The sequence below is a fragment of the Novosphingobium sp. HNCC26BN242 genome (assembly GCF_057180525.1).
Map to the genome: position 1 here is coordinate 1 of NZ_JBXUGM010000005.1, position 21424 is coordinate 21424.

At 61.3% G+C, this 21424-nt stretch carries 23 protein-coding genes and 1 tRNA gene; 8 read left to right on the plus strand and 16 right to left on the minus strand.

All coding sequences use genetic code 11. The annotated features are described in order from the left end of the window. Positions 1–170 precede the first annotated feature (170 nt). Entirely contained in the window at positions 171–707 is a 537-nt protein-coding gene (locus AC2A1F_RS17105; protein ID WP_484209993.1) for a hypothetical protein, read from the plus strand. On the opposite strand, the gene AC2A1F_RS17110 is transcribed toward AC2A1F_RS17105, so the two are convergent. The 3 genes from AC2A1F_RS17110 to AC2A1F_RS17120 are packed head-to-tail and all read right to left on the minus strand — an operon-like array spanning position 682 to position 4941. Continuing rightward, the gene (locus tag AC2A1F_RS17110) at positions 682–2892 is read right to left on the minus strand and encodes a CHASE2 domain-containing protein (protein WP_484209994.1); all 2211 of its coding nucleotides are present in this window, start codon (positions 2890–2892) and stop codon (positions 682–684) included. The genes AC2A1F_RS17105 and AC2A1F_RS17110 overlap by 26 nt on opposite strands. Positions 2893–2896: 4 nt before the next feature. Further along, complete coding sequence (locus tag AC2A1F_RS17115; RefSeq protein WP_484209995.1) at positions 2897–4258, minus strand: FecR family protein; 1362 nt, start codon at positions 4256–4258, stop codon at positions 2897–2899. Then, positions 4258–4941 (minus strand): response regulator transcription factor, encoded by a 684-nt coding sequence (locus tag AC2A1F_RS17120; RefSeq protein ID WP_484209996.1) that lies wholly within the window; start codon positions 4939–4941, stop codon positions 4258–4260. The genes AC2A1F_RS17115 and AC2A1F_RS17120 overlap by 1 nt, the downstream gene beginning before the upstream one ends. Before the next feature lie 660 nt (positions 4942–5601). Here AC2A1F_RS17120 and AC2A1F_RS17125 point away from each other — a divergent pair. Continuing rightward, the gene (locus AC2A1F_RS17125; RefSeq protein ID WP_484209997.1) at positions 5602–5955 is read left to right on the plus strand and encodes a winged helix DNA-binding protein; all 354 of its coding nucleotides are present in this window, start codon (positions 5602–5604) and stop codon (positions 5953–5955) included. A 79-nt stretch (positions 5956–6034) separates the two neighbouring features. Here AC2A1F_RS17125 and AC2A1F_RS17130 read toward each other — a convergent pair. The 4 genes from AC2A1F_RS17130 to AC2A1F_RS17145 all read right to left on the minus strand — a co-directional run bounded on the left by AC2A1F_RS17130 (position 6035) and on the right by AC2A1F_RS17145 (position 8420). Further along, positions 6035–6110, minus strand: a tRNA-Lys gene (locus AC2A1F_RS17130). Positions 6111–6154: 44 nt separating this feature from the next. Then, positions 6155–6589, minus strand: coding sequence for a 2-amino-4-hydroxy-6-hydroxymethyldihydropteridine diphosphokinase (gene folK / locus AC2A1F_RS17135; RefSeq protein WP_484209998.1), 435 nt, complete (start codon positions 6587–6589; stop codon positions 6155–6157). A gap of 68 nt (positions 6590–6657) precedes the next feature. Next, positions 6658–7506, minus strand: a complete 849-nt coding sequence (gene aguB / locus AC2A1F_RS17140; RefSeq protein WP_484209999.1) for an N-carbamoylputrescine amidase — start codon at positions 7504–7506, stop codon at positions 6658–6660. Between the two features lie 62 nt (positions 7507–7568). Beyond that, entirely contained in the window at positions 7569–8420 is an 852-nt protein-coding gene (locus AC2A1F_RS17145) for a class I SAM-dependent methyltransferase (protein ID WP_484210000.1), read from the minus strand. A gap of 77 nt (positions 8421–8497) precedes the next feature. Between AC2A1F_RS17145 and msrA the strand changes: the two genes are divergently transcribed. Next, positions 8498–9034, plus strand: coding sequence for a peptide-methionine (S)-S-oxide reductase MsrA (gene msrA / locus AC2A1F_RS17150; RefSeq protein WP_484210001.1), 537 nt, complete (start codon positions 8498–8500; stop codon positions 9032–9034). A gap of 145 nt (positions 9035–9179) precedes the next feature. On the opposite strand, the gene dapE is transcribed toward msrA, so the two are convergent. The 7 genes from dapE to rpmH form a co-directional block, all read right to left on the minus strand. Then, a complete protein-coding gene (dapE, locus tag AC2A1F_RS17155; protein WP_484210002.1) occupies positions 9180–10310 on the minus strand; it encodes a succinyl-diaminopimelate desuccinylase in 1131 nt (376 codons plus the stop codon). Further along, positions 10310–10984, minus strand: a complete 675-nt coding sequence (locus AC2A1F_RS17160) for a glutathione S-transferase family protein (RefSeq protein WP_484210135.1) — start codon at positions 10982–10984, stop codon at positions 10310–10312. Before AC2A1F_RS17160 ends, dapE begins: the two co-directional genes overlap by 1 nt. A 759-nt stretch (positions 10985–11743) precedes the next feature. Beyond that, a complete protein-coding gene (gene yihA / locus AC2A1F_RS17165; protein WP_298283037.1) occupies positions 11744–12406 on the minus strand; it encodes a ribosome biogenesis GTP-binding protein YihA/YsxC in 663 nt (220 codons plus the stop codon). Further along, a complete protein-coding gene (yidC, locus tag AC2A1F_RS17170) occupies positions 12403–14202 on the minus strand; it encodes a membrane protein insertase YidC (RefSeq protein ID WP_484210003.1) in 1800 nt (599 codons plus the stop codon). Before yidC ends, yihA begins: the two co-directional genes overlap by 4 nt. 71 nt (positions 14203–14273) lie before the next feature. Next, positions 14274–14483, minus strand: coding sequence for a membrane protein insertion efficiency factor YidD (gene yidD, locus AC2A1F_RS17175; RefSeq protein ID WP_292631502.1), 210 nt, complete (start codon positions 14481–14483; stop codon positions 14274–14276). Next, a complete protein-coding gene (gene rnpA / locus AC2A1F_RS17180) occupies positions 14480–14893 on the minus strand; it encodes a ribonuclease P protein component (protein ID WP_484210004.1) in 414 nt (137 codons plus the stop codon). Before rnpA ends, yidD begins: the two co-directional genes overlap by 4 nt. A 38-nt stretch (positions 14894–14931) precedes the next feature. Beyond that, complete coding sequence (gene rpmH / locus AC2A1F_RS17185; protein ID WP_292625196.1) at positions 14932–15066, minus strand: 50S ribosomal protein L34; 135 nt, start codon at positions 15064–15066, stop codon at positions 14932–14934. A gap of 169 nt (positions 15067–15235) precedes the next feature. On the opposite strand from rpmH, the gene AC2A1F_RS17190 reads away from it, so the two are divergent. Beyond that, a complete protein-coding gene (locus AC2A1F_RS17190; protein WP_484210005.1) occupies positions 15236–16555 on the plus strand; it encodes a sensor histidine kinase in 1320 nt (439 codons plus the stop codon). Positions 16556–16868: 313 nt separating this feature from the next. Here AC2A1F_RS17190 and AC2A1F_RS17195 read toward each other — a convergent pair whose 3' ends face one another. Together AC2A1F_RS17195 and AC2A1F_RS17200 are read right to left on the minus strand one after the other, a co-directional pair. Continuing rightward, complete coding sequence (locus AC2A1F_RS17195; RefSeq protein ID WP_484210006.1) at positions 16869–17351, minus strand: COG3650 family protein; 483 nt, start codon at positions 17349–17351, stop codon at positions 16869–16871. 30 nt (positions 17352–17381) lie between these two features. Beyond that, positions 17382–18161 (minus strand): universal stress protein, encoded by a 780-nt coding sequence (locus tag AC2A1F_RS17200; protein WP_484210007.1) that lies wholly within the window; start codon positions 18159–18161, stop codon positions 17382–17384. Positions 18162–18306: 145 nt separating this feature from the next. On the opposite strand from AC2A1F_RS17200, the gene AC2A1F_RS17205 reads away from it, so the two are divergent. The 4 genes from AC2A1F_RS17205 (at position 18307) to AC2A1F_RS17220 (ending at position 21401) form a co-directional block, all read left to right on the plus strand. After that, positions 18307–18966, plus strand: coding sequence for an HAD-IA family hydrolase (locus AC2A1F_RS17205; RefSeq protein ID WP_484210136.1), 660 nt, complete (start codon positions 18307–18309; stop codon positions 18964–18966). A 69-nt stretch (positions 18967–19035) separates the two neighbouring features. Then, entirely contained in the window at positions 19036–19584 is a 549-nt protein-coding gene (locus AC2A1F_RS17210) for a hypothetical protein (RefSeq protein ID WP_484210008.1), read from the plus strand. 144 nt (positions 19585–19728) lie between these two features. Beyond that, positions 19729–20730, plus strand: coding sequence for a sterol desaturase family protein (locus AC2A1F_RS17215; RefSeq protein ID WP_484210009.1), 1002 nt, complete (start codon positions 19729–19731; stop codon positions 20728–20730). A 53-nt stretch (positions 20731–20783) separates the two neighbouring features. Beyond that, the gene (locus AC2A1F_RS17220; RefSeq protein WP_484210010.1) at positions 20784–21401 is read left to right on the plus strand and encodes a hypothetical protein; all 618 of its coding nucleotides are present in this window, start codon (positions 20784–20786) and stop codon (positions 21399–21401) included. Positions 21402–21424 lie beyond the last annotated feature (23 nt).

The window sequence follows — 21424 nt, forward strand, 5'->3', positions numbered from 1 at the left end:
CCAATCTTTGCACTTTTTTGAAATTCCTTCGTCACCCAGCTTCAGCAGCCTTAATCTGCCCGCTTCAGTGACGCTAATGATGACCACGCCACGATGCCCCCAGACGATTGTCGTGTACGGCGCTGTGCCCTAGACCCGCGACAATCGCGCAACTTTTGGGAACTTCCGCCATGTCACGTGCTCTTTGCCTTGTTCCGCTGATGCTGTCTGGCGTCGGGCTTTCCGCCTGTGCCGGGCCAATTGCCACGCATTCCGGCTTTGCAGGACCGGGCAGCCGCGTTGTGGATGTAGACGCAGGTCAAAGCATCACCTTGATCGAATCGCCCGGCGCGGGAGAAGCTGTTGCCGCTGCAAGCGCTGCAATAAAGGCGGTCCTGGCTAATCGTGGCCTTGCCATTTCGGCAGATTCTCCAAACCGAATAACCGTGTCCCTGTCGGAACGCCCATCCGATGTGGCGATCCTCGCCGATGATGGCGCGACGCTTTCATCCGCCAAATCGCAACGCCTGCTGCAAAACTGCGCAGACCGTACGCAAAGGCTGTTGCTAGTGCTGGAAGGCAGGGATCAGCCGCCGGTGCGCGCGTGGGCAGAAGAAAGCCATTGCCACGGCGCGCTGGCTGCCAGCCTGCCAGCGCTTGCCGAACAGGCAGTCTCTGCGCTCTACCGCAAGGATGGTCGTATCACACTACGGTCAGGACGAGACTAGGACCGGGATCCTCTTCTGCCTCCGCCAAGGGCAGATCCACCCGGAACTCGCCACCCACGCTATCCTGGTAGCCGTAAGTCACACGCCCGCCATGGCGCTGGGCCATTGTCTGAACGAAGGCCAGACCCAGCCCGAGACTGCCCGTCCCATCGGCAGGACGCCCCTCGGCATAGAGCGCGAACGGATTGGCAGCGCGTCCCGGCGGCATCGCTGGCCCCGGGCCTGCCACAACCAGACTGGCAAGAGTGCCCGCGGCCTCCACGCTGTAGCGCACCGTTGTTCCCTCCGGCGCAAACTTCACGGCATTCTCCAGCAGGTTCAGCACGCCGCGCAGAATCATGCTGCGATCGCCCATGACCCACACTTCGCCGAGCTCGCAATCATCTTGCACCGTAATCTGACGACTGCGCGCACGCGGCCACACCATATCGGCGGCCTCACGCGCCACATCGCAAAGATCGAGCGGCTCGGGTTCCATCGACCGGCGCCGAGCTCGCGCCAGTTGCACAAAATCGTCGGCCAGCCGCAGAGCATGGCGCGCATGACGGCGGATCGCTGCGATTGTTGCCGCTGGAGGTGCGGCCACCGATTCGCGTTTGCCTGCCAACTCATCGGTTTCCAGCAGGGTGACAATCGCCGCATTGGGCGAGCGGATATCGTGACTGAGGAATTGCAGGATGTCATCGCGCTCGTCGGCGATGCGCTGCAGATCAGTGACATCGGCATAGCTATAGATCCGGAAATCGCCTGACAGTTCGGCTGTGGCCAGCAGAAAGAACCGGCCGCTATTATCGCGCAGCAGGCCATTGTCTCCTTCAGGCACCGTGCTGAGCATGGCTGCAGCCTCGGCCATCGGCTGACCGGAAAGGCCTTTCCCGAACAGCGCCTCAGCAGCACGGTTGCACAGCACAATGCGCCCATCGCGATCAGCCACGCAAATCGCTGCAGGCAGGCATTCCACGGCCTCGCTGACAAAAGCCCGAAGCGTGCGCAACTGTTCGATCAGGTCGGCAAGCCGGTCGGCATCGCGCGATATGCTGTCGCCGCTGCGCCGCACAGGCTTGGCCATCAGGGAAAGCCCCGGTTCCCGCTGCAACTGCAGGGTCCGGGCCAGCAGAAAGCGGCCGATAACTGTCAGCCGCCGCCAGCCCCACAAGACATGTGCGGCAACCAGCCCCGCCAATGTTCCAGCTGGAGGCCACCACAGCCCTGCAAAGGCCAGCAAGCCAAGGCTGACAACGACTGTCCCTGCGGCAAGCCCGATGGCCAGCCAGAAGCCTTCGGAAGGGGACAGGCCCAAAAACGCAATCATCAGCACCACGATCGGCAGCACCGCAAAGCTGCCAGCCTGTCCGCCAGAAAGCGTGGTGATGGCACCATCCTGCAGGCTGGTGTTGAGCACATTGGCTTCAATCTCGACACCAGACAGCAGGCTCCCGGCCGTGCCCGGAACCGGCTGCTGGTTCCCAAGCCCCGGCGCTGTCGCGCCCACCAACAGCAGCTTGTCGCGTATCAGCACTGCCGGCACTTCCCCCGCTGCGAGGCTGGCAAACGAAATCCGGCGAAAATCTTGCCGTCGGGCATAGCGAATCCGTGAACCCTGATGCGCAGGACGCGCATCAGCTTTTGCGGCCCCTGCCAGCTTTACACCCAGCGGCAGCAGAGCCACCGAATCACCCGTCGCTTTACGTGGCATGGCCCGAATGACGCCATCACCGTCAGGATCAAGCTCAACTGCGCCAAGCCCTGCAGCCGCCAATGCCAACGCATCAGCGGGCGTCTGCACACCACTCACCGCACCTCCGGCATCCCGATCCACCAGTGTAGCCAGAAAAACCGGAGCCGCCGCCTGCAAAGCACTGGCGAGCCGCGCGTCATCCGCTGATTCGTCCAGAAACAACACGGAATAGCCAACCGCTGCAGGTTTTTGGCGAGCCACCACTTCAAGCAGCCTTGCGTGTTCGCTGCGCGGCCACGGCCAGCGCCCCAGCGCCGTCAGGCTCGGCTCGTCGATCTCTACAATCAGGATGCGATCATCAACTGGTGGCGCAATCAGGCCAAGCGCCTGATCGTAGATGCGGTTGTCCAGCGGGGATAGGCGCTGATTGGCCGTTGCAACCCACGCGAGCAGACACGCGACGACGGCCACGACAAACCATTCACCGTAAAGCCGCCGGTGCAGCACCGGCTTACTCCGGCGTCGCCACGGTCAGCTTTTCAAACGGAAGCCAGTTCTCCACCACTTCACCGCCGCTTTCCTGCCGGACGCCAACCCGCCAACGATAAACTCCCGGACCAAGCCGCCGCAGCCGGATCCCGCCGGTTTCAAGTCCGGCCTCATCAACCAGCCATGGCCCCTTCCCGTCTGCCAGACCAAGCTGGAAGCTGTAAGTCCTGCGTCCTTCGCCAGATCCACCCCAAGCAAAGCGCATGGTATCTGCATCGGCTTGGGCAGAGGCAGTAACGCCTGCCAGCACGCGCCGCATCGCATACGTCTGTGGCACCCCTTCAAGCCCCGACACGGCAACCGCGCTGACCCGAACGAACAGGCTGCCATTGGGAATATCATCGATAACGAACTCTGCCACATCGCCAATCCTGTCAGCCAGAACACGCGTAAAGCCCGCATCTTCGGCAATTTGCAGGCGATAGGAACTGGCACCTGCCAACGGAGCCAGATTGAGCCGTACCTGCGGATCAACCTGCACGCGCCCCGGATCACGCAAGTCTGGCGGAGATAGCAGTGCTTCGGTCCGCACATTTCCGTTGGCCGCAATCACTGCGCCCATACCCGGTCTCAGGCTGGCCTCTGCGCCCGATGTCGTACTGCTGGCCGCAACCGCGCCTTCCAGAACCTCAGTGAGCGAAACGGCCTCGCCATCGGCGAAGCCCACCCTGAACACAGTGCCGCGCACCGCTGCCAGCGCACGCGGTGTGCGGATGCGAAAGCGGTTGTTGGGATTGCTGCCAAGCGGGCTGGCCGTTGTCTCCACCTTGCCGCCATCCACCGCCAGATCATAATCAACGCTGCCGGTCAGCGCGATGCGGTGCAGGCGCACAATCTTCAAACGGGTGTGGGTCGGCATCGAAGTGCGCGAACCGTTAGGCAACTCGATAGTCACGAACCCGTCCGTGCCAGTCTCGATAGCCACTCCGGGCAATAGCTCAGCACCCATGCGTGCCGGAGCCAAGCCCTCGTTCTGGCGCAAGTTCACGGTCCCGCGCACAGCAACGACGCGTGCAGCAAGTGGATCAGCCCGCAGCAGGTTCACGGGAATCTTCAGAACGGTTCCAGTCGGAATCCGGTGAGGATCGACAATCCGGTTGATCCGTTGCACGACTCTGTAATGATCGGGCCGTTCCAGCGCACGCCGGGCCAACGTGAACAGGTTGTCGCCCTGCCGCATGCTGTATTCGATCAGGTCCTGTGGGGCCGTCAGCCGATCACGTGGCAACCGCGCCGTCTTGGCCTGCACCTGCGCTGCAACGCAGATCATTCCGGCAGCCAGCAGCGGCCACAAGCAGTTCCTTGCACCGCGTTTGATATCCATCAGCAGGCCTCCAGACGATAGCCGTAGTTGAATACGGTTTGCAGCCGAAACCCATTCTCGGACCGCAATTGCAACTTGGTGCGGATGCGCGAGACATGCATGTCGAGCGTCCGTGTTGTCAGATCGGCAAGCGACTTCCACACGGACTCCATCAGATACTTGCGTGACAGCGGCTTGTGCTGATTGGCAAAGAACACATAGGCAAGGGCAAACTCCTTGCCCGTCAGCACGATGGGCACCCCACTAAGCGTAACAGTCTCACTCGCCCGATCAAAGGTGTAGGCTCCGAAAGATTCGAATCGTTCTGCAACAGGCCTTTGTTGCGTGCGACGCAAAACCGCCCGGACCCGCGCGGCGATCACGATCGCCGATTCGGGTTTCACGATATAATCGTCGGCACCGGCATGCAGGGCCGCAGCAACGTCATCCTTATCGGACCGGCTGGTCAGCATAATGATTTGTGGGCAAGGCGATATCCGCGCCTGCACCCAGGCAAGAATGTCCATCCCGTTCATGTCGGGCATGTTCCAATCGAGAATCAGCAGATCGAAGGTTTCACGCGTCAGCGCGCTGACCAGATCGCGCCCGCGTCTGAAAGCGACACAGCGAAACTCAGCCGTGCCGAACAAGCGGGACACGAACTCAAGCATCGTTTCGTCATCGTCAACGATCCCGATTTTCATCAACTTCCCCGGACCTTGCCTGCAAACGCCATACCCCACACCGCTGCGCAGGTAACCGCCCGCCCGACAAGTTTACATCTGTTTACAACCGCGACGGGCGTTTGTCGGCTAAACCGTCATAATATTAACGGGAGTACAGGTGTTGCAAACCGCCGCCCATCGAACAAAGCCTGCTCGGGCATCTGCGCCCGAGCTACCCCGTGTCTGGGTTTCAGCCTGCGCGGCTGACACTCCTGGTGCCAAGGTCTTGCGGGTCCTGACCGGCGGATTGCCGGAATGATGCGGCTGATGATTGCACCGGGGCTGTCACTTTTGCTTTGGCTGGTCTTTGGCACATTTGCGGCGCTCCTTCGCTGACTATGCCCTATCCACCTTCGCTAGAGCACGCGAACGCGGCTTCACGCACGCAGGCAGAAGCGGGGCCATCAAGAGCGGGCGGCGCAAGGAAATGAACTGCCTGGCAAAATGTTCTCGGGTCGCATCGAGACCGGATCGTCCGCGCTATGTGCGGGCGATCCGGCATCCGGCAGCGCTGCACGGCAAGGTGAAGGCACAAAACAGAATTCAACGTCGCGGCACATTACGGAGTCTGATCACATGTACCTCGTCCAGAACCGAGCCCAGGATCAGCTTGGGTCTGTCCATGCCTCAAACGACACCATGAATTACTACAGGATTGCCAGAAGCTATCGCCGGCATCTGCAGAATTGCGAGAGTCTGGTCCCCGGCCTGCAACCTGCCGGTACCGGTTGGATCATGCTGGTGGAACTCTACATCGCGCTGCACGAAAATCAGCGGATTTCGGTTTCGGGCGTAAGCGTGATGGCTGGTGTCCCCTCAACCACCGGCTTGCGCTATCTTGATGCGCTTGCGCACAAGGGCAGTGTCTTGCGTGTGCCTGACACCAACGACCGCCGCCGTTCATGGGTGCGGCTTACCGATGCCGGGAAGAACACGGTCGAAAAGATGCTGGCAGGGCTGGTAAAGGTGGCCGAGACTGCACCCGACGCCTGAACATCCTCTCAGCAGCAATTCCCCCTCGTTCGAGCTGTAAGGCGCGCAAAGCGTCATAAAAGATTGGTGCTGGAAATGATGGTGGACCCGTCGGGACTCGAACCCGAGACCTACAGATTAAAAGTCCGTTGCTCTACCAACTGAGCTACGGGTCCTCACCCTTCGGCAACGTCGCACGCGCTTCGGAGTGGCGCGTCACCTAGGGGGCAAGCGGCAGCCGGTCAACCCTGCGCTTGATGCGGTATTCAAGATGTCCCACGTTGTGTCCGGTCACAGGATCGCGCCAAAGCCGTGCGATGCGGGCTGCAGGGCAAAGCACAAAGGCGCGCTTGCGAAATTCGCGATGAGGGATCGTCAGCGTCTCGTCGCTCCAGCACCCGCCCGACCATAACACAATGTCCAGATCCAGCGTGCGCGCCCGCCACCGCTGGCCCTGACGCTTGCGGCCAAAGCGGGCTTCGATATCTTGCAGCATATCAAGCAAGGCGGGCGGATCGAGGCGCGTCTCTACCACCGCAGCCGCGTTTACATATTCGCGCTGCGATGGGCCGACCGGGCGGCTGCGAATCAGCGGGCTTACCGCCACGAGCCTGATCGGATGCACCGCCAGCGCAGCAAGTGCCGCCCGGACCACCGCATCAGGCGCGCCGTGGCGGTTGTGGCGCTGGTTGGAGCCCAGCGCGACGAGATAGCGCTGGACCGTCAGATGTCTTCTGCCAGCCGCCCGTAAAGCTGCGGGCGGCGATCCCGGAAAAAGCCCATGCCGGCCCGGTGCGTGGCAGCGCGCTTCAGATCGATCGTGGCGTGGAGCACGCCAGTTTCGCTTGCGCCGAACTCCGCCAGAAAATCGCCCCACTCATCGCTGATGAAGCTGTGGCCGTAGAAGCGCTGGTCATCTTCCATGCCGATGCGGTTGGCAGCAATCACCGGCATGCAGTTCGAAACTGCATGGCCCAGCATTGCACGCCGCCACATGCGGCTCGTGTCCAGATCGGCGTCATACGGTTCAGTACCGATGGCGGTGGGATAGAACAGCACTTCGGCCCCCATCAGCGCCATGGCGCGCGCGCATTCGGGATACCATTGGTCCCAGCACACGCCCACGCCAATGCGGGTGTCGAACACGTCCCACACCTTGAAGCCGGTGTTGCCGGGGCGGAAGTAGTACTTCTCTTCGTAGCCGGGGCCATCGGGGATATGGCTCTTGCGGTAGATGCCCATGATCTCGCCATCGGGGCCGATCATAGCCAGCGTGTTGTAATAGTGGTGTCCGTCGCGTTCGAAAAAGCTGGTGGGGATGGCGATGCCGTGCGCCTTGGCCAGCTTGCGCATCTCGCGCACCGAGGGGTCCTGATCCAGCGGATAGGCAAGCGCGAACAGCGCCTCGTCCTCGACCTTACAGAAGTATGGCCCGGCAAAGAGTTCGGGCGGCAGCACGATCTGCGCGCCGCCCTTGGCCGCCTCATCCACCAGTGCTGCGGTGGCGGCGATATTCTCAGCCTCGCCCCCGGGCAGGGCGAGTTGCAGGGCGGCGACGGAGATGGTGCTCATGGGCCGGACCTAAGCGCCCTTCCCCCGCAATTCAACCGTCGCCGTTCCCGATCACGCCAGCATCACGGACGCTTGGCGAACAGCAGCGTCATGCGGTCGCTTTCGCCAATGGCCTGGAGCTTGGCCTTTTCGGCATCATCCTTTGCGCCATCAAGCGAGGGCGGCAGAGTCCACACGCCGCCGGGCCAGTTGGCCGGGTCCTTCGGGTTGGCGTTGGCCTCGCTCTTGCCGACAAAAGTGAAGCCGTGGATTTCCATGAACTTGATGATATCGGCCTCACGCAGATAGCCTTTCGAGCCATCGGTGAAGGCATAGGGGGCGTCCGGCTTGGCACGGTGCTGTTCGATGCCGATCATGCCACCATCCTTCAGCAACTCACGCATTTTCTTGATTTCGCTATCAGCGACGTTCGAGCGCAGCATGTTGTGCAGCGCACGCATCACCAGAATGCGGTCGAACGTGCCCTTCTCCCCATCGGGAATCGCGCCGAGCGAGAAAGCGCTGAACTTTTCGGCGGGCTGCTTGGCCCATTCCGCCACTTCGCTGGGGAACTTGGCCACGGCGGCCTGCGTCGCGGCCTGCCGCTGCGCATTGGCGGCGCTGGCATCGGCGAAGAGGCCCACCAGCTTGCCCTTGGGCGCGAGGTAGATGCCCAGAAGGCGCGAATACCAGCCGCCGCCGGGCGCATATTCACCGACTTTCATCGCCGGGCCAACATCAAAGAACGCAAGCGTTTGGTCAGGCTTGCGATACTTGTCGCGCACGGCATCATCCTTGCGCAACGGATCGGCAACGGCGGCGGCCAACGCGGGATCGATCTTCGGGGCCGCTGTGGCAGCGGTCTGGGCGAAGGCGGGCGTGGCAAGGCTGCTGGCGGCCACGGCGGCAAGCAAGGCGAGGCTCAATCTACGCATTTCGGGATTCTCCTTGGTGCCGGTGACAAGCGCCGGGGGGATGCCTATCTCTACGGCAACGCAGGAGAATAAGGTACATGAGCGAACAGGCAACAGCCATTGTGGCAGGCGGATGCTTCTGGTGCACCGAAGCGGTGTTCCGGGACGTAATCGGCGTCACGAATGTGGAAAGCGGATACATCGGCGGCAGCGTGGCCAACCCGACCTACAAGCAGGTGTGCAGCGGATCGACCGGCCATGCCGAGGCGATCCGCGTAACCTTCGATACCGGGGTGATCGGGCTGGACCAGATCCTCGACATCTTCTTTGCCACCCACGATCCGACGCAGTTGAACCGGCAAGGCAACGATGTGGGCACGCAGTATCGCTCCGCCGTGTTCCCGGCTGATGATGCGCAGACGGCCGAGGTTGAAGCCGCCATCGCCCGGGCGCAGGCGGACCTGCCCAAGCCCATCGTCACCACGATCGAGCCAATGTCCACCTGGTATCCGGCAGAGGACTACCATCAGGAATATTGGGACGGCGAAGGGCAGCGCAACCCCTATTGCCTCGCCGTGATCCCGCCCAAGTTGATGAAACTGCGTAAGAGTTTTGCGAACAAGGTGAAAAGCTAGTCATTCAGGAAAAAGCTCACCCCAAAATCTTTCCCCGTCGCCCCGTGCTTGACTAACCTTTGCCGCCAGACAAAGCCAAGGCCCGTGTCAAGCACAGGGCGACGAATCGTTTGACGCAAAGCGACCGAACTGCGGCTCTGCCGCACTAACCGTTTAGCGCGGCCAGCGTAATCCGGCGGTAGATGCGCTGGAGGACCGCCAAGTCTTCCAACGCCACCGCTTCGTCCTTCTTGTGCATCGTGGCGTTGCACAGCCCGAATTCCACGACCGGGCAGACCGCGCGCAAGAAGCGGGCGTCCGATGTACCGCCGCTGGTGGACAGTTCGGGATCGAGACCGGTTTCGGCCTTCACCGCTGCGGCGATCAAGTTTGAAAAATCGCCCGGCAGCGTGATGAAACTCTCGCCCGAAATGACGGCGCGCACCTCGCCCTTATGGCGGCGGGCGACGTCTTCGACCATCGCAACAAGCCCTGCCCCGGTGTGCTGGTCGTTGAAGCGAATCGATATGCGGGTGCGGGCTTCCGCCGGAATCACGTTGGTGGCCTTGTTGCCCACCTCAAGGTCAGTCACTTCAAGGTTCGATGGCTGGAACCATGCGGTGCCTTCATCGAGCACCAGCGCATCAAGTTCCGCCAGCAGCGCGATCAGGCGCGGGATCGGATTGTCGGCAAGGTGCGGATAGGCGACGTGGCCTTGCGCGCCCTTGCAAGTGATCCACATGTTGACCGAACCGCGCCGGCCGATCTTCACCATATCGCCCAGGCGGTTGACCGAGGTCGGCTCGCCCACAAGGCACAGGTCCGGTTCGGACTTCAACTCGCGGATCAGGTTTATCAGCGGCACCGTACCGTAGCGCGCGGGGCCTTCTTCATCGCCGGTGATGATGAAGCTGAGCGTTCCAGCTTCGACGGGGATTTCAGCCGCAGCGGCGACCATCGCGGCGATGGAACCTTTCATGTCCACCGCTCCGCGCCCGTAAAGCAATTCACCGCGGCGTTCGGCCTTGAACGGGGCGCTGCTCCAGCCCTCGCCCGGCGGCACGACATCAAGGTGTCCGGCGAAGGCAAAGTGGCGTGAACCTTCCGGGCCGCGCCTGATCGCAAAAAGGTTTTCGACCGGGCCATCGGGCGCTTCGCCCGCGATGAAGCGGTGGATTTCGAAACCCAGCGGCTTCAGCATCGCTTCAAAACAATCGAATACCGCGCCAGTGGCAGGGGTGACGCTTTCGCAATCAATCAACTGTTCGGCCAGCAGAACGGGGTCAAGTGCGGGCATCACAGGGCAGGCTCCTCAAACTTTTCAATGGTCCAGACTTCGCTTCGCGCCGCCGCAATCCAAGCCTGCATCCAGCCGTGCGTCCAGACCGCTTCCATGTAAGCCGATGCGAAGCCCGGGACAGGCACACCATAGGTCAGGAAACGCGAGACGACCGGGGCGTAGATGATATCAGCAGCGCAGAACGTGCCGAACAGGAACGGGCCGCCCTGCCCGAATCGTGCGCGCGCTTCGGCCCAGAGGGTGAGAATGCGCACGACATCGGCGCGGACTTCGGGGGTGATTTCGACCCGATCAAAACGCTTGCGGATGTTCATCGGCAATTGCTCGCGCAGCGCCAGGTAGCCGGAGTGCATTTCTGCCGCCATCGAGCGGGCCATGGCGCGCGCAGCGTTATCCTTGGGCCAGAAGCGATCACGCCCGACTTTGTCCGCGAGGTAATCGATGATGGCGAGGCTGTCCCAGACGACCGCCGCATTAGGGCCTTCGCCATCCCATAGAATTGGGACTTTGCCGGCAGAGGGCGCGAAATCATCGGTGCGGCGCAGGGCTTCCCATTCGGCTCCGTACAGAGGGACGGCCATTTCATCAAAGTGGAGGCCCGATTGCTTGCACGCCAGCCAGCCGCGCAGAGACCAGCTGGAATAGTTCTTGTTGCCGATGATCAGCTTCATCGTATTTGCCCCGTTCCGCTTTTGGGGCGCGTAGCTGTTCAGGTTTGCTGTGTCGAGCATGAACAGGTTTACACAGTTTACACGGTCCATGGCAGAAAGAGTCGGGTCTGTTTCGAGGAGTTTGAGGAGGCGTTCTTCATCGAGCGCAGGCGTGGTGGTGGCGTGACGCGCGAGGACATTGCGCGCTGTGGCGGCAGTGGGGAGGGCGGCGGGGAGGATGGGGGTGCGGTGGGGCATGGCACGCGGGAGCGTGGGCCAGCGCGTGGGTTGTAGGACAGCGGGGATTGCGCCGGAATGGTGGGGTGTTGGGTTTGAGAGGCGATGTTTGCCAATCCCCCAGATCCGCTCACCCTGAGCCTGTCGAAGGGTGCTGGTGCTAAGGCTGTGCTTGATGCTTCGACAAGCTCAGCATGAGCGGGGGTTGGGTGGGATGTTGGGTTTCAACACCCCTTCACCGTTCGTGTCGAGCCCCTCGACATGCTTGGGATAAACTTCGTGCCTTTGGCACGAAGTCGAGACACGTCAGCACTGGCCTGCGGTGTCTCGACTTCGCTCGACACGAACGGAACCTAGTCATTTGGAACTGAAGTAAGTTGCATAACACATCCCCGTCGCCCCGTGCTTGACAGGGGGCTTGGCTGACCTTCGCCGGCAATCAAAGCCAAGGCCCGTGTCAAGCACGGGCCGACGACGTGTTTAGCTTAAGCAACCGAACTTCCGTTCCACCCCACTAGGGGAACGGGTGGTAGGCAATTGGCCTTAGCCCAACGAATCCTGCAAAACTGCGGCGCGCAGTTCTTCGATGCCCATCTTTTTCTCGGACGAGGTCACGAGAATTTCGGGATAGGCGGCGGTGCGTTTGCGGGCGGCAGCGATGGTGGCGGCGGTGACCGCTTCCAGTTCGCTAGCCTTGATCTTGTCGGCCTTGGTCAGGACCACGCGATAGCCGACGCCTGCTTCATCGAGCATCTGCATCATGTCTTCATCGACGGGCTTTACGCCATGGCGGCTGTCGATCAGCAGCAGAGTGCGCTTCAATACCACGCGGCCGCGCAGGAAATCGCGCACCAGACGCCGCCAGTTTTCGACCACTTTGGGCGGGGCCTTGGCAAAGCCATAGCCCGGCATATCGACCAGCCGCAGCCGGGTGGGTTCGCCCACTTCGAAGTAGTTCAATTCCTGCGTGCGGCCCGGCGTGACCGAGGTGCGCGCGATGGATTTGCGGCCCGTCAGCGCATTGAGCAGCGAGGATTTGCCGACGTTGGATCGGCCCGCAAAGGCGATTTCGGGCACATCGGGATCGGGCAGGAATTTGAGCGCCGGGGCCGATTTGATGAATTCAACCCGGCCTGCAAACAGCAAGCGCGCTTGTTCGATCATTTCGGCCTGCAGTTCGGCGGCCTGTTCTTCTTCAGCGTTCATCGCGGTTTGGGTTTCTGGCCGGTGGCCTTCTTTTCGCGCGTGGCAACGCGATCAATGTCCTGCTGGTCCTTGTCCGTCTGCGCCTTTAGCTGCGGGTGCTTGCTGTAGAGGTACTTCTGCTGGGCAATGGTCAGCACGTTCGAGGTGATCCAGTAGATCAGCAGACCAGCGGCAAACGGGGCCATCACGAACATCATGATCCACGGCATGAAGGCAAAGATCTGCTGCTGTGCCGGGTCCATCGCCGCAGGTTGCAGCTTGAACTGTGCCCACATCGTGATGCCGAGCAAGATGGCCAGCACGCCGATGGCAAGGAAGCCCGGAGGATCGAACGGCAGCAGGCCGAACAGGTTGAGAATGTGTGCAGGATCAGGCGCGGACAGATCTTTGATCCATAGCACGAAGGGCTGGTGGCGCATTTCGATGGCCAGCGTCAGCACTTTGTAGAGCGCGAAGAACACTGGAATCTGCAGGAAGATGGGAAGACAGCCCGCGAGCGGATTGACCTTCTCCGTCTTGTACAGCTCCATGATCTTCTGCTGCTGCGTCTGCTTGTCGTCCTTGTAGCGTTCCTGCAGCGCCTTCATCTTGGGCTGCAAGGCGCGCATGGCCGCCATTGAGGCGAACTGGCGCTGGGCGATGGGGAACATCACACCGCGCACGACGAGCGTAAGCAGGATGATGGCCACGCCGAAGTTCTTGACCAGCTTGAACAGCGAATCGAGCAGCCAGAAGATCGGCTTTTCGAACCAGCGGAACCAGCCCCAATCAATCGACAGGCTGAAGTTGGTGACGCCCGCCGCTTCATATTTTTCAAGGACGGTATTTTCCTTGGCCCCGACAAACAGCCGCACGTTCTGCGATTGCTGCTTGCCCGGTGCGACGGAGACGTTGGGGAAGATCAGGTCTGCGCGGAACAGGCCCGGCCCGGTGGCGCGCAGGGCGCTTTCTGCCTTAGCCCCGGCATCGGGGATCAGGGCCGAGAGCCAGTAGATATCGGTAAAGCCGATCCAGTTGGTCGCTCCCTTCAACGGCACGACCTGCCCAGGCGATTCAACCACCGTCGAATAGTTGTTGTCGAACGTGACCGAGCCATCGAGCGCGGCAATCGGGCCAGAGTGGAGTTGCCATGTATCAAGACTGGCGGTCTTGTCCGTGCGGCTGACCAGCGCGAACGGTTTGACCACAGCGGGCGCAGCGCCTGCGTTCGCCACAGATTGCGTGGCGGTGATCATGTAGTCGGCATCGATCACATAGCGGATCGCAAAAGTCTGCCCGGTAGTGTTCGACCAGCGCAGGGTCACCGGGGTCTGCGGCGTCAGCTTTGCGCCGTCTGCCGTCCACACAGTGTTCGCATCGGGTGCAGCAATACCTTCACCGACCCAACCCATCTGCGCATAGTGCTGCGCAGGCGTTCCGGCGGGCGAGAACAGGCGCACAGGGGCACTGTTCTTCTCCACCGTTTCGGTGTGGCGGGACAGCGTCACGTCATCGATCAGCGCACCTTTGAGGTTGATCGAACCTTTGAGGCCCGGCGCATCGATGGGAACGCGATTGCCAGCGGCGAGTTCAGCCTTCAGGTCTTTCTTTTCCAGCGCGATGTCTGCGGGATTGAGCAATCCACCTTCGCGCGTAGGCGTGCCGGGTGCAGCAGGTGCAGAAGCGGCAGGCCCTGCTGCTGTAGTTTGGGGCGCAACCGCCGCTTGCGGGTAGAACCAGCGCATCGCGCCTTCCCAGCCGAGCAGCAGCAGGCCGGTGAGGACCACTGCCAGAATGACATTACGCTGATTCTGCACCGGTTTTTGCGTCCTGTAAGTCTATGCCGAGCCATTCGACGATGAACGGCTGCGGACTGAATTCGAAAGCGTCAGGGGACGGGATCGTATCCGCATCCACCCCACGGATGGCAGCGCAATAGCCGCTTAGTCGCCAGCCAGCCACCCTTAATCGCGCCATGCTTTTCCAGCGCTTCGATCGCATATTGCGAGCACGATGGGCTGTAGCGGCAGGAGGGCGGAAGGATGCGCGAAGGCCCGAGTTGCCAACCGCGCGCAATGAGGATGAAGAGGCGCTTCACTTGGCCGGACCTTTGCCCCGCCCGTGATGTGCTCGGGGTCCACTACGCTTTCTGGGCGGATCACCCTTGCCAGCGGCAGCGCGCGACAGGGCAATCGCCAGCTCTTCGCGGAGCGCGGCAAAATCGCGCTCTACCCCGCCTTCGCGGCCGATCATCACATGGTCTGCCCCGGCGATGCCTGCTTGCGTCAGAGCTTCGCGGAGCAGCGCGCGGAAGCGGCGCTTCATGCGATTGCGGACAACTGCGTTGCCGATTTTCTTGGTGACGGTGACGCCAAAGCGCATGTCCGCTTCATCGGCGGGCACGGTTTCACGGTTCACCAACAGCACGAATCCGGGCCTTGCGACCCGGATTCCGCGATTGGCAGCAACAAAGTCTGCCCGTTTCCGGATGGTGGCAATCCGGGTCATGCCCGTGCCAACCTGCGCCGGAGGGATAGCTTAAGCGATCAGGCCGAAAGCTTCTTGCGGCCACGCGCACGGCGGGCACGCAGGATCTTGCGACCGCCGACAGTGGCGGTGCGGGTGCGGAAGCCGTGGCGGCGGGCACGCACAAGATTGCTAGGCTGGAAAGTGCGCTTCATCGGTTTTCTCTTCTGTTCGAATCTGTGGACTGGCAGCCGCAAGCAATGCAGCGCGCCGGAATCAGGGGGTGGCCGATAGGCGAAGGGGCCCGTGCCGTCAAGCCTGTGGCATGAAGTGCAAGCGTTGCAATGCGTTGCTCGTTGTCACCTTAACCGCTAGGCACGCGCGATGAAATGGGAATTCGAGGCTCCAGCCGGATCGAGCGCGCTGCGGTGGTGGCAAAAGGCGCCGCGTATCCCGACACTGCTGCTGTTCGGGGTGGTTGCGCTGGCGCTGCTGGGCACCTTTGCGCTCATATTGACGACAGTCGAGGCCGAGCGAACCCAGCGCCAGCAAGCGGTTCGAACCGGGGCCATCCTCGAATCACTGGACCAGATTGTACGTACCACAATGAGCGGGGAGACCGGGCAGCGCGGATACTTCATCACAAGCGATGAGCGCTATTTGGCACCTTATAATGAGGGCAAGGCCAGCTACGGCTTGCAGATAGCGAATCTGCGTCAGCAACTGGGCACGGATCTGCCGCCTGAGCAGGCCGATCTGTTGGCTGATATTGGCAGGCTGGGGGATGCAAAATGGGCCGAAATGGCAGGCGTGATTGAACTGGTCGGTCAGCGGCGCATTCCCGAGGCCCATGCACGGGTGCTGTCTGATGAAGGGCAGCTTGCCATGTCTGGCTTGCGCACCGCCGTGGCAGAATTGGAGGCCATCGAACAAGTGCGGCTGGCCCAAGCTGTGGAGCGCGCTTCGGCGGCAGAGGCCAAGATCCTCCCTTCGCTGGCGGCGCTGTTCGTGGTGATCATTTGCGCGCTGGCGCTGGGGCTGTGGCAAGCCATCCGCAAGGCCGAGGCCGAGGCGCTGGCAGCCAATGCCGCGGTGATTGCCGAAGCGCGCGACCGGGCCGACATTCTGGCCAAGGAACTGAACCACCGGGTCAAGAACCTGTTTGCGGTGATCCTGGCCATCGTGAAGATGAGCGCGCGCGGCGACAAGGCGGCTGCTCCAGCGGTGGACCGCATCGCCAAACGCATCCACGCGCTGGTGACATCGCACGAAGTGACGCAAGGATCGGGCAAGGACCAGACCGTGGACTTTGCCGACCTGATCGCCAAAGTCATCGCGCCGTATCGTTCATCGTCGGAACGGTGCGACCTTTCCGGCGGTGAACTGGTCCTGCCGGGGCGGCACGCGGTGCCACTGGGGCTGGTGCTGCACGAGCTGGTGACCAATGCCGTGAAGTACGGCGCTTGGGCGCATCCGGGAGGGCTGGTGCAGGTGCAGTGGAGCCGCGAAGGCAACCGCGCGAAAGTGTTGTGGGAGGAAACGGCGGCTGACAATGCGCCGCCCATATCCGAGCCAGGGAGCGAAGGCTTTGGCTCGGCGCTGATTCGGTCATCCGAACGGCAACTGGGCGGGACCATCACGCGGCGCTTTGCCGAGCGCGGGATTGTAGTGGAGATGGATTTCCTGCTGGCAGACAGCCAGTAGCGCCAAGCCACGGCCAATTCAGCGCAAGAGAGTCAGGCGCAAAAAAAGACCCGGCAGTTGCCTGCCGGGTCGGAAAGTTTTGGGAGAGGATGCCTGAAAGGCAAGTTTCGTATGCACTGCACCCGAATTTTGTGCAATTGCGAAATAATCGGCAACGGTTGTATTTTTTGCAAATTTGTAGTTAAATTATTGTCTTTATTGAATTATATTATCGTTGCAGTGGAAACAAAATCAAATGGTTTAGTTCACAATTGATTGCAAAGATCGCCTGCGACTCGGAATGATGCGCCGCAACACGGGGTTTTGTATGCGATTAGCGCGCGCAGCCCTGATGCACATCTGCCCCAAACCGGCGGGTGACCGACATCGGGTAGACCGTATCGGACATGCCATCGGAACAGATCTTGCGCGTCACTTCCAATTCCATCGGCATGCCATCGATGGTGGCAAAATAGACCTGCGCCGAACCCGCCTGCTCCATGGTAACAGGGACAGTCTCACCTTCGGGCATTTCGGGCGTGACATATGTCATCAGGCCATCTTCCATCTGAACCGACCAGAATGGCTCTGTACCAATCGCTCGGAACCGCACGGGAACGGCAGCGGCAGCAGAGCCATCCCCTTCGCCAAGCTGCGGATGAGACTGGTCTGGCTGAGCAGCGGCGGGGACTGGCCGCGTGCCAGCCTTTGCCGAAGCTGATGGAGCAGGTTGCGGATCGGATTGCGCAGAACACGCGGCGAGCAGCAGTGGCACTAGCACCGACGACAACTGGAAAGTAAAACGGCCAGCCTTCATACGCCCCGCACTGCTCCCTATTGCTGCGGCCTAATGCGCCAGCAGCAACGGAATCTGTGACCGGTCGAGCATTTCGCGCGAAACGCCGCCCATCAGCAATTCCCGCAAGCGGCTGTGGCCGAACAAGCCCATCACGATGAGCCCGGCCCCCACACTGCGCGCGCATTCCTCGATTGTAAATGCAATCGAACCGTTGCGTTCACGTTCATGGGTTTCGGCGTGGACATCGTGACGCGAGAGATAGCGTGCGGCCTCGGCAGCAGGGAAACTGGAATCCTTTTCGCGCACGGTCAGCAGGTGGACCGTACTGGCCATTTGCAGCAGCGGCAGGGCAGCGCGCATGGCATTGGCACCTTCGTGGCCGCCGTCCCACGCCAGCAGCACGGGCTTGTCGAAAGTCAACATCGGCAGGCCCCGTGGCACGCCGAGCAGCGGTGCGCGCAAGTTCAGCGTCATTTCCTCAACCACCGGGTCTGACAGGCTGCCGATCACGATATCGGCGAACCGGGCCGCGGCGGCGGCGGCGGCAATGCGTTCCTGATCGAGCACGTCGATGTCGAAAGGCACGTCTTGCGATGCAAAGCGGGTATCGAGTTCGGCTGCCAGCCGCTCATTCGCCTCACGCGCTTCTTTGATGGCATAGGACGATACGGCAGCACCGCCGAACGGCTCCCACGATGCCATCTGCGCAAACGGCGTGGCGATCTGGAAGGTGACATGGCCATCACACGCCCGGGCCAGCGCAAGGGCGGTTTCGATCCGGTCATCAAGAGCTTCGGAAACATCGAGCGGGCAGAGTATGGAGCGCATCGGGATCCTCCTGTGGTTCGGTATCACCCCCCTGCGCCATCACCATGCGCCCGACCATGATTCAGGTCAAATCAGAACGATATTCAGCAGTTGATGCAATTCATCGATCAGTTAAGGACAGTGGCAGGTGGCAATCGGAGCGCGCATGGCCTTTACAGCAGTCATTTTCGATTTCGGCGGGGTGATCACCTCGTCCCCTTTCGAAGCGTTCAACCGGCTGGAGGCAGAGCGCGGATTGCCGCAGGATTTCATCCGCCGAGTCAACGCGATCAACCCCGACAGCAACGCCTGGGCGCGGTTCGAGCGGGCCGAGATTTCGGCTGAAGAGTTTAACCAGATGTTTGCGGCTGAAGCACAGGCGCAAGGGTTTGCGCTGGATGGTTCAGCCGTGTTGACGGTGCTGGCAGGAGCGGTGCGCCCGGAAATGGTGGCTGCGCTCGACCGGTTGAAAGCCCAAGGCTATCGTCTGGGGTGCATCACCAACAATGTACCGACCGGCCACGGAGCGGGCATGGCGCGCAGCCGTGATGCCAGTGACGAGATCGAGCGCATTCTGGCGCGGTTCGAACACGTGATCGAAAGCAGCAAGGCCGGAGTGCGCAAGCCCGATCCGCGCATCTATCAGATGATGTGCGAGGTGCTGAAGCTTTCGCCGAATGAGTGCATCTATCTTGATGATCTGGGAATCAACTGCAAACCGGCGGCGGCGCTGGGCATGCATGCGATCAAGGTTACCAGCGGGCCGCAGGCGCTGGCTGATCTGGGCACAGCGCTAGGCCGTAAACTCATAAACATCGAATTTTAGGGGACGCTGGCCTATCGTGGCCCGATGGAGCGCCCGAAATCAGCCAGACGCAAACGCCGGGAGCCGGTCTTGCCGCCCGCAGCGCTGGGCCAATGCGTCCTGCCTTTTGCGCTGCCCATCCTGATCACGATGGCGCTGGCCCTGACCGTTGGCGAATCGTGGCTGCGCAATATCGCGCCGGGATCAGGCCTGAAACTGGCCGGCCTTGTGGCTACGGCTTTCACCGGCGCGGCGGTGTGGGGTTTGGTCACGCGGCGAGCGGATGATCGGCAGGTGCGCAAGGGCGTGGCCACCTTCTGCGCGGTGACGGCGCTGATGGGCTGGCCGGTGTGGAGTGTGGGCGTGCTGCCCAGCGTCAATGGCATCGCGCTGGGACCGGAAAAGCAGACGCCGATGCAACTGATGCGGCTGGAAATCACGACTCCAAGCAGGGGCGGACGGGGCCTTTATCACTGGGCGTGGCTTGAGCCCTTACATGGGCGATCCGCCCTTCCTCAGGGCCGCGTTTTCATTGCCGAGGCAGTCCATGCCAAGTGGACGGCCGGGCGCCCCAAGATTGTAACGCTGCGCCATGCCAAAGGGTTGCTGGGGGCCGAAGTCCTGACCGGCTTTGACTGAGGGCGAGGATAGAATCGGGAGCGCGAATTGCGCTTGCAGAGATACGTCATTCGGCGTGTATTGTGCCTTGGTGATTTGCTGTTATTACTACCTAAGCATTTATTATTACTGGAAAAGCCAGTGAGTAATACGGGGTCATGCACAATGGTGGGCACTCGCGTAGGCAACAGGATTATCGGGGCGGAATCTCCGGTCACCGTGGGCTGGGAAAACCTGCCCAAAGTGGAAGGCGGTCCGTTCAAGCGGGCCTTCTTTACCTGGTTTCAGCCGGTGACATTTTTCGCGCTTCTGGCCTTCTGGTACTATGCGCCGAATGACATCGCCAAGGCATCGACCGCGATTGGCATTGGCATTGGCTTCAAAGTGCTGCTGCTCGGCCTCGAATGGGTCAACCCGCGTTATAAGAGCTGGCAGCTGACGTGGAAGGAGCTGGTGACCGACCTGTTCTATGTCGGCCTTGGCTATACCGTGCTGCGCATTGTCGATGATTTCATCGGTGATGGCGTGGTGATCGGCTGGGTGCAGGAACAGTGGAATCTGGACAAGTTCAGCTGGTTCACAGGGCTGCCACTGCTACTGCAGGCTTTCCTGATCTCGTTCATCTTTGATTTCGGCCAGTACTGGATGCACCGCGGCATGCACAACTGGCACCCGCTGTGGCTGACCCATGCGCCGCATCACTTCGTGACGCAGTTGAACATCAACAAGGGCGCAGTCGGCAACCCGGTTGAGCTGTTCCTGATCGGTCTTGGCATCGGCGGCTTCTTCGATTTCCTGCCGCGCGCCTTCTTGCTGGCGGGCACTTTTGGCCTGACGGTGAGCATCTATCAGCACATCAACGTGCGCTTCAACACGCCCAACTGGTGGCGTTTCCTGTTCAACACGATTGAACACCACAGCGTGCATCATTCGCGCGATTATGAAGCGACCCGCAGCAACTATTCCGGCACGTGGATAATCATTGACCGCATGTTTGGCACGTGTGTGGATGGCGAGGCGGAGATTCTCGGCATCGAAGGCGGCCGCCGCATGTCGATCCGCGAGACGATGCACTATCCATTCACCGAAGGCTGGAAGGCGATCAAAGCCAAGTTCGGGCGCAAGGGCGGCTTTGCCGGGCCAGATTCAGCGGTTCCGGCAGAATGAGCGGTGCAGAGGCGCCAAACGTCTGGCAGCAGCCAGCCCCTTCGGCGTTTAAAATGAACCTGCGCTATATCGACTGGATCTGGCACGTGCGCGATAGCGTACCGCTGCCCGAGGGCCAGAGCGCAGAAGAAGCGCTCGACCGGATCGAACCGATGCTCGACCAGATGGACACGACGTACGAACGCATCGGGCACGGGATAGCGTTCACCCGCAAAGCGCCGGTCCCCCAAGACCCGCTTTCGGTGTTTGAAGACGGCGACCTGTCCATCGTGGCAACCGATCAGGGCAGGACTTTGCGCTATCATCTGGTCAGCAAGGCCTTGCTTTTCTGCTTTCTATTGCCCGTGCTGTTCATCGGCTTTGGCCAGTTGACACTGGCGGTCGGGGAGTATCAGCTGGCGCAGGCTGAAGCGAAGAAAAAGGCCGCAGGCGCAGAGAAGAGAGACAAGAAAAAGGACGAGGCCAAGGCTCTGGAACTGCACCCCATCGACAAGATGCTTGGTGCCCCTGCCCCGGAAAAGCCCAAGAAGGACAAGGAGAAGGAGCGCAAACCTTCGGCGACGGCGGCCTATGTCTTTTCCGCGCTGTTTGCGATCCTTTATGTGGTGGGGCGGTTTCTCGAGCCGTGGCTGGTGCGCCGCCGCTTCCTCGCGCGGCTTAGCGAAGGCTGAGTGATCTGGGCCAAACTGGCCCC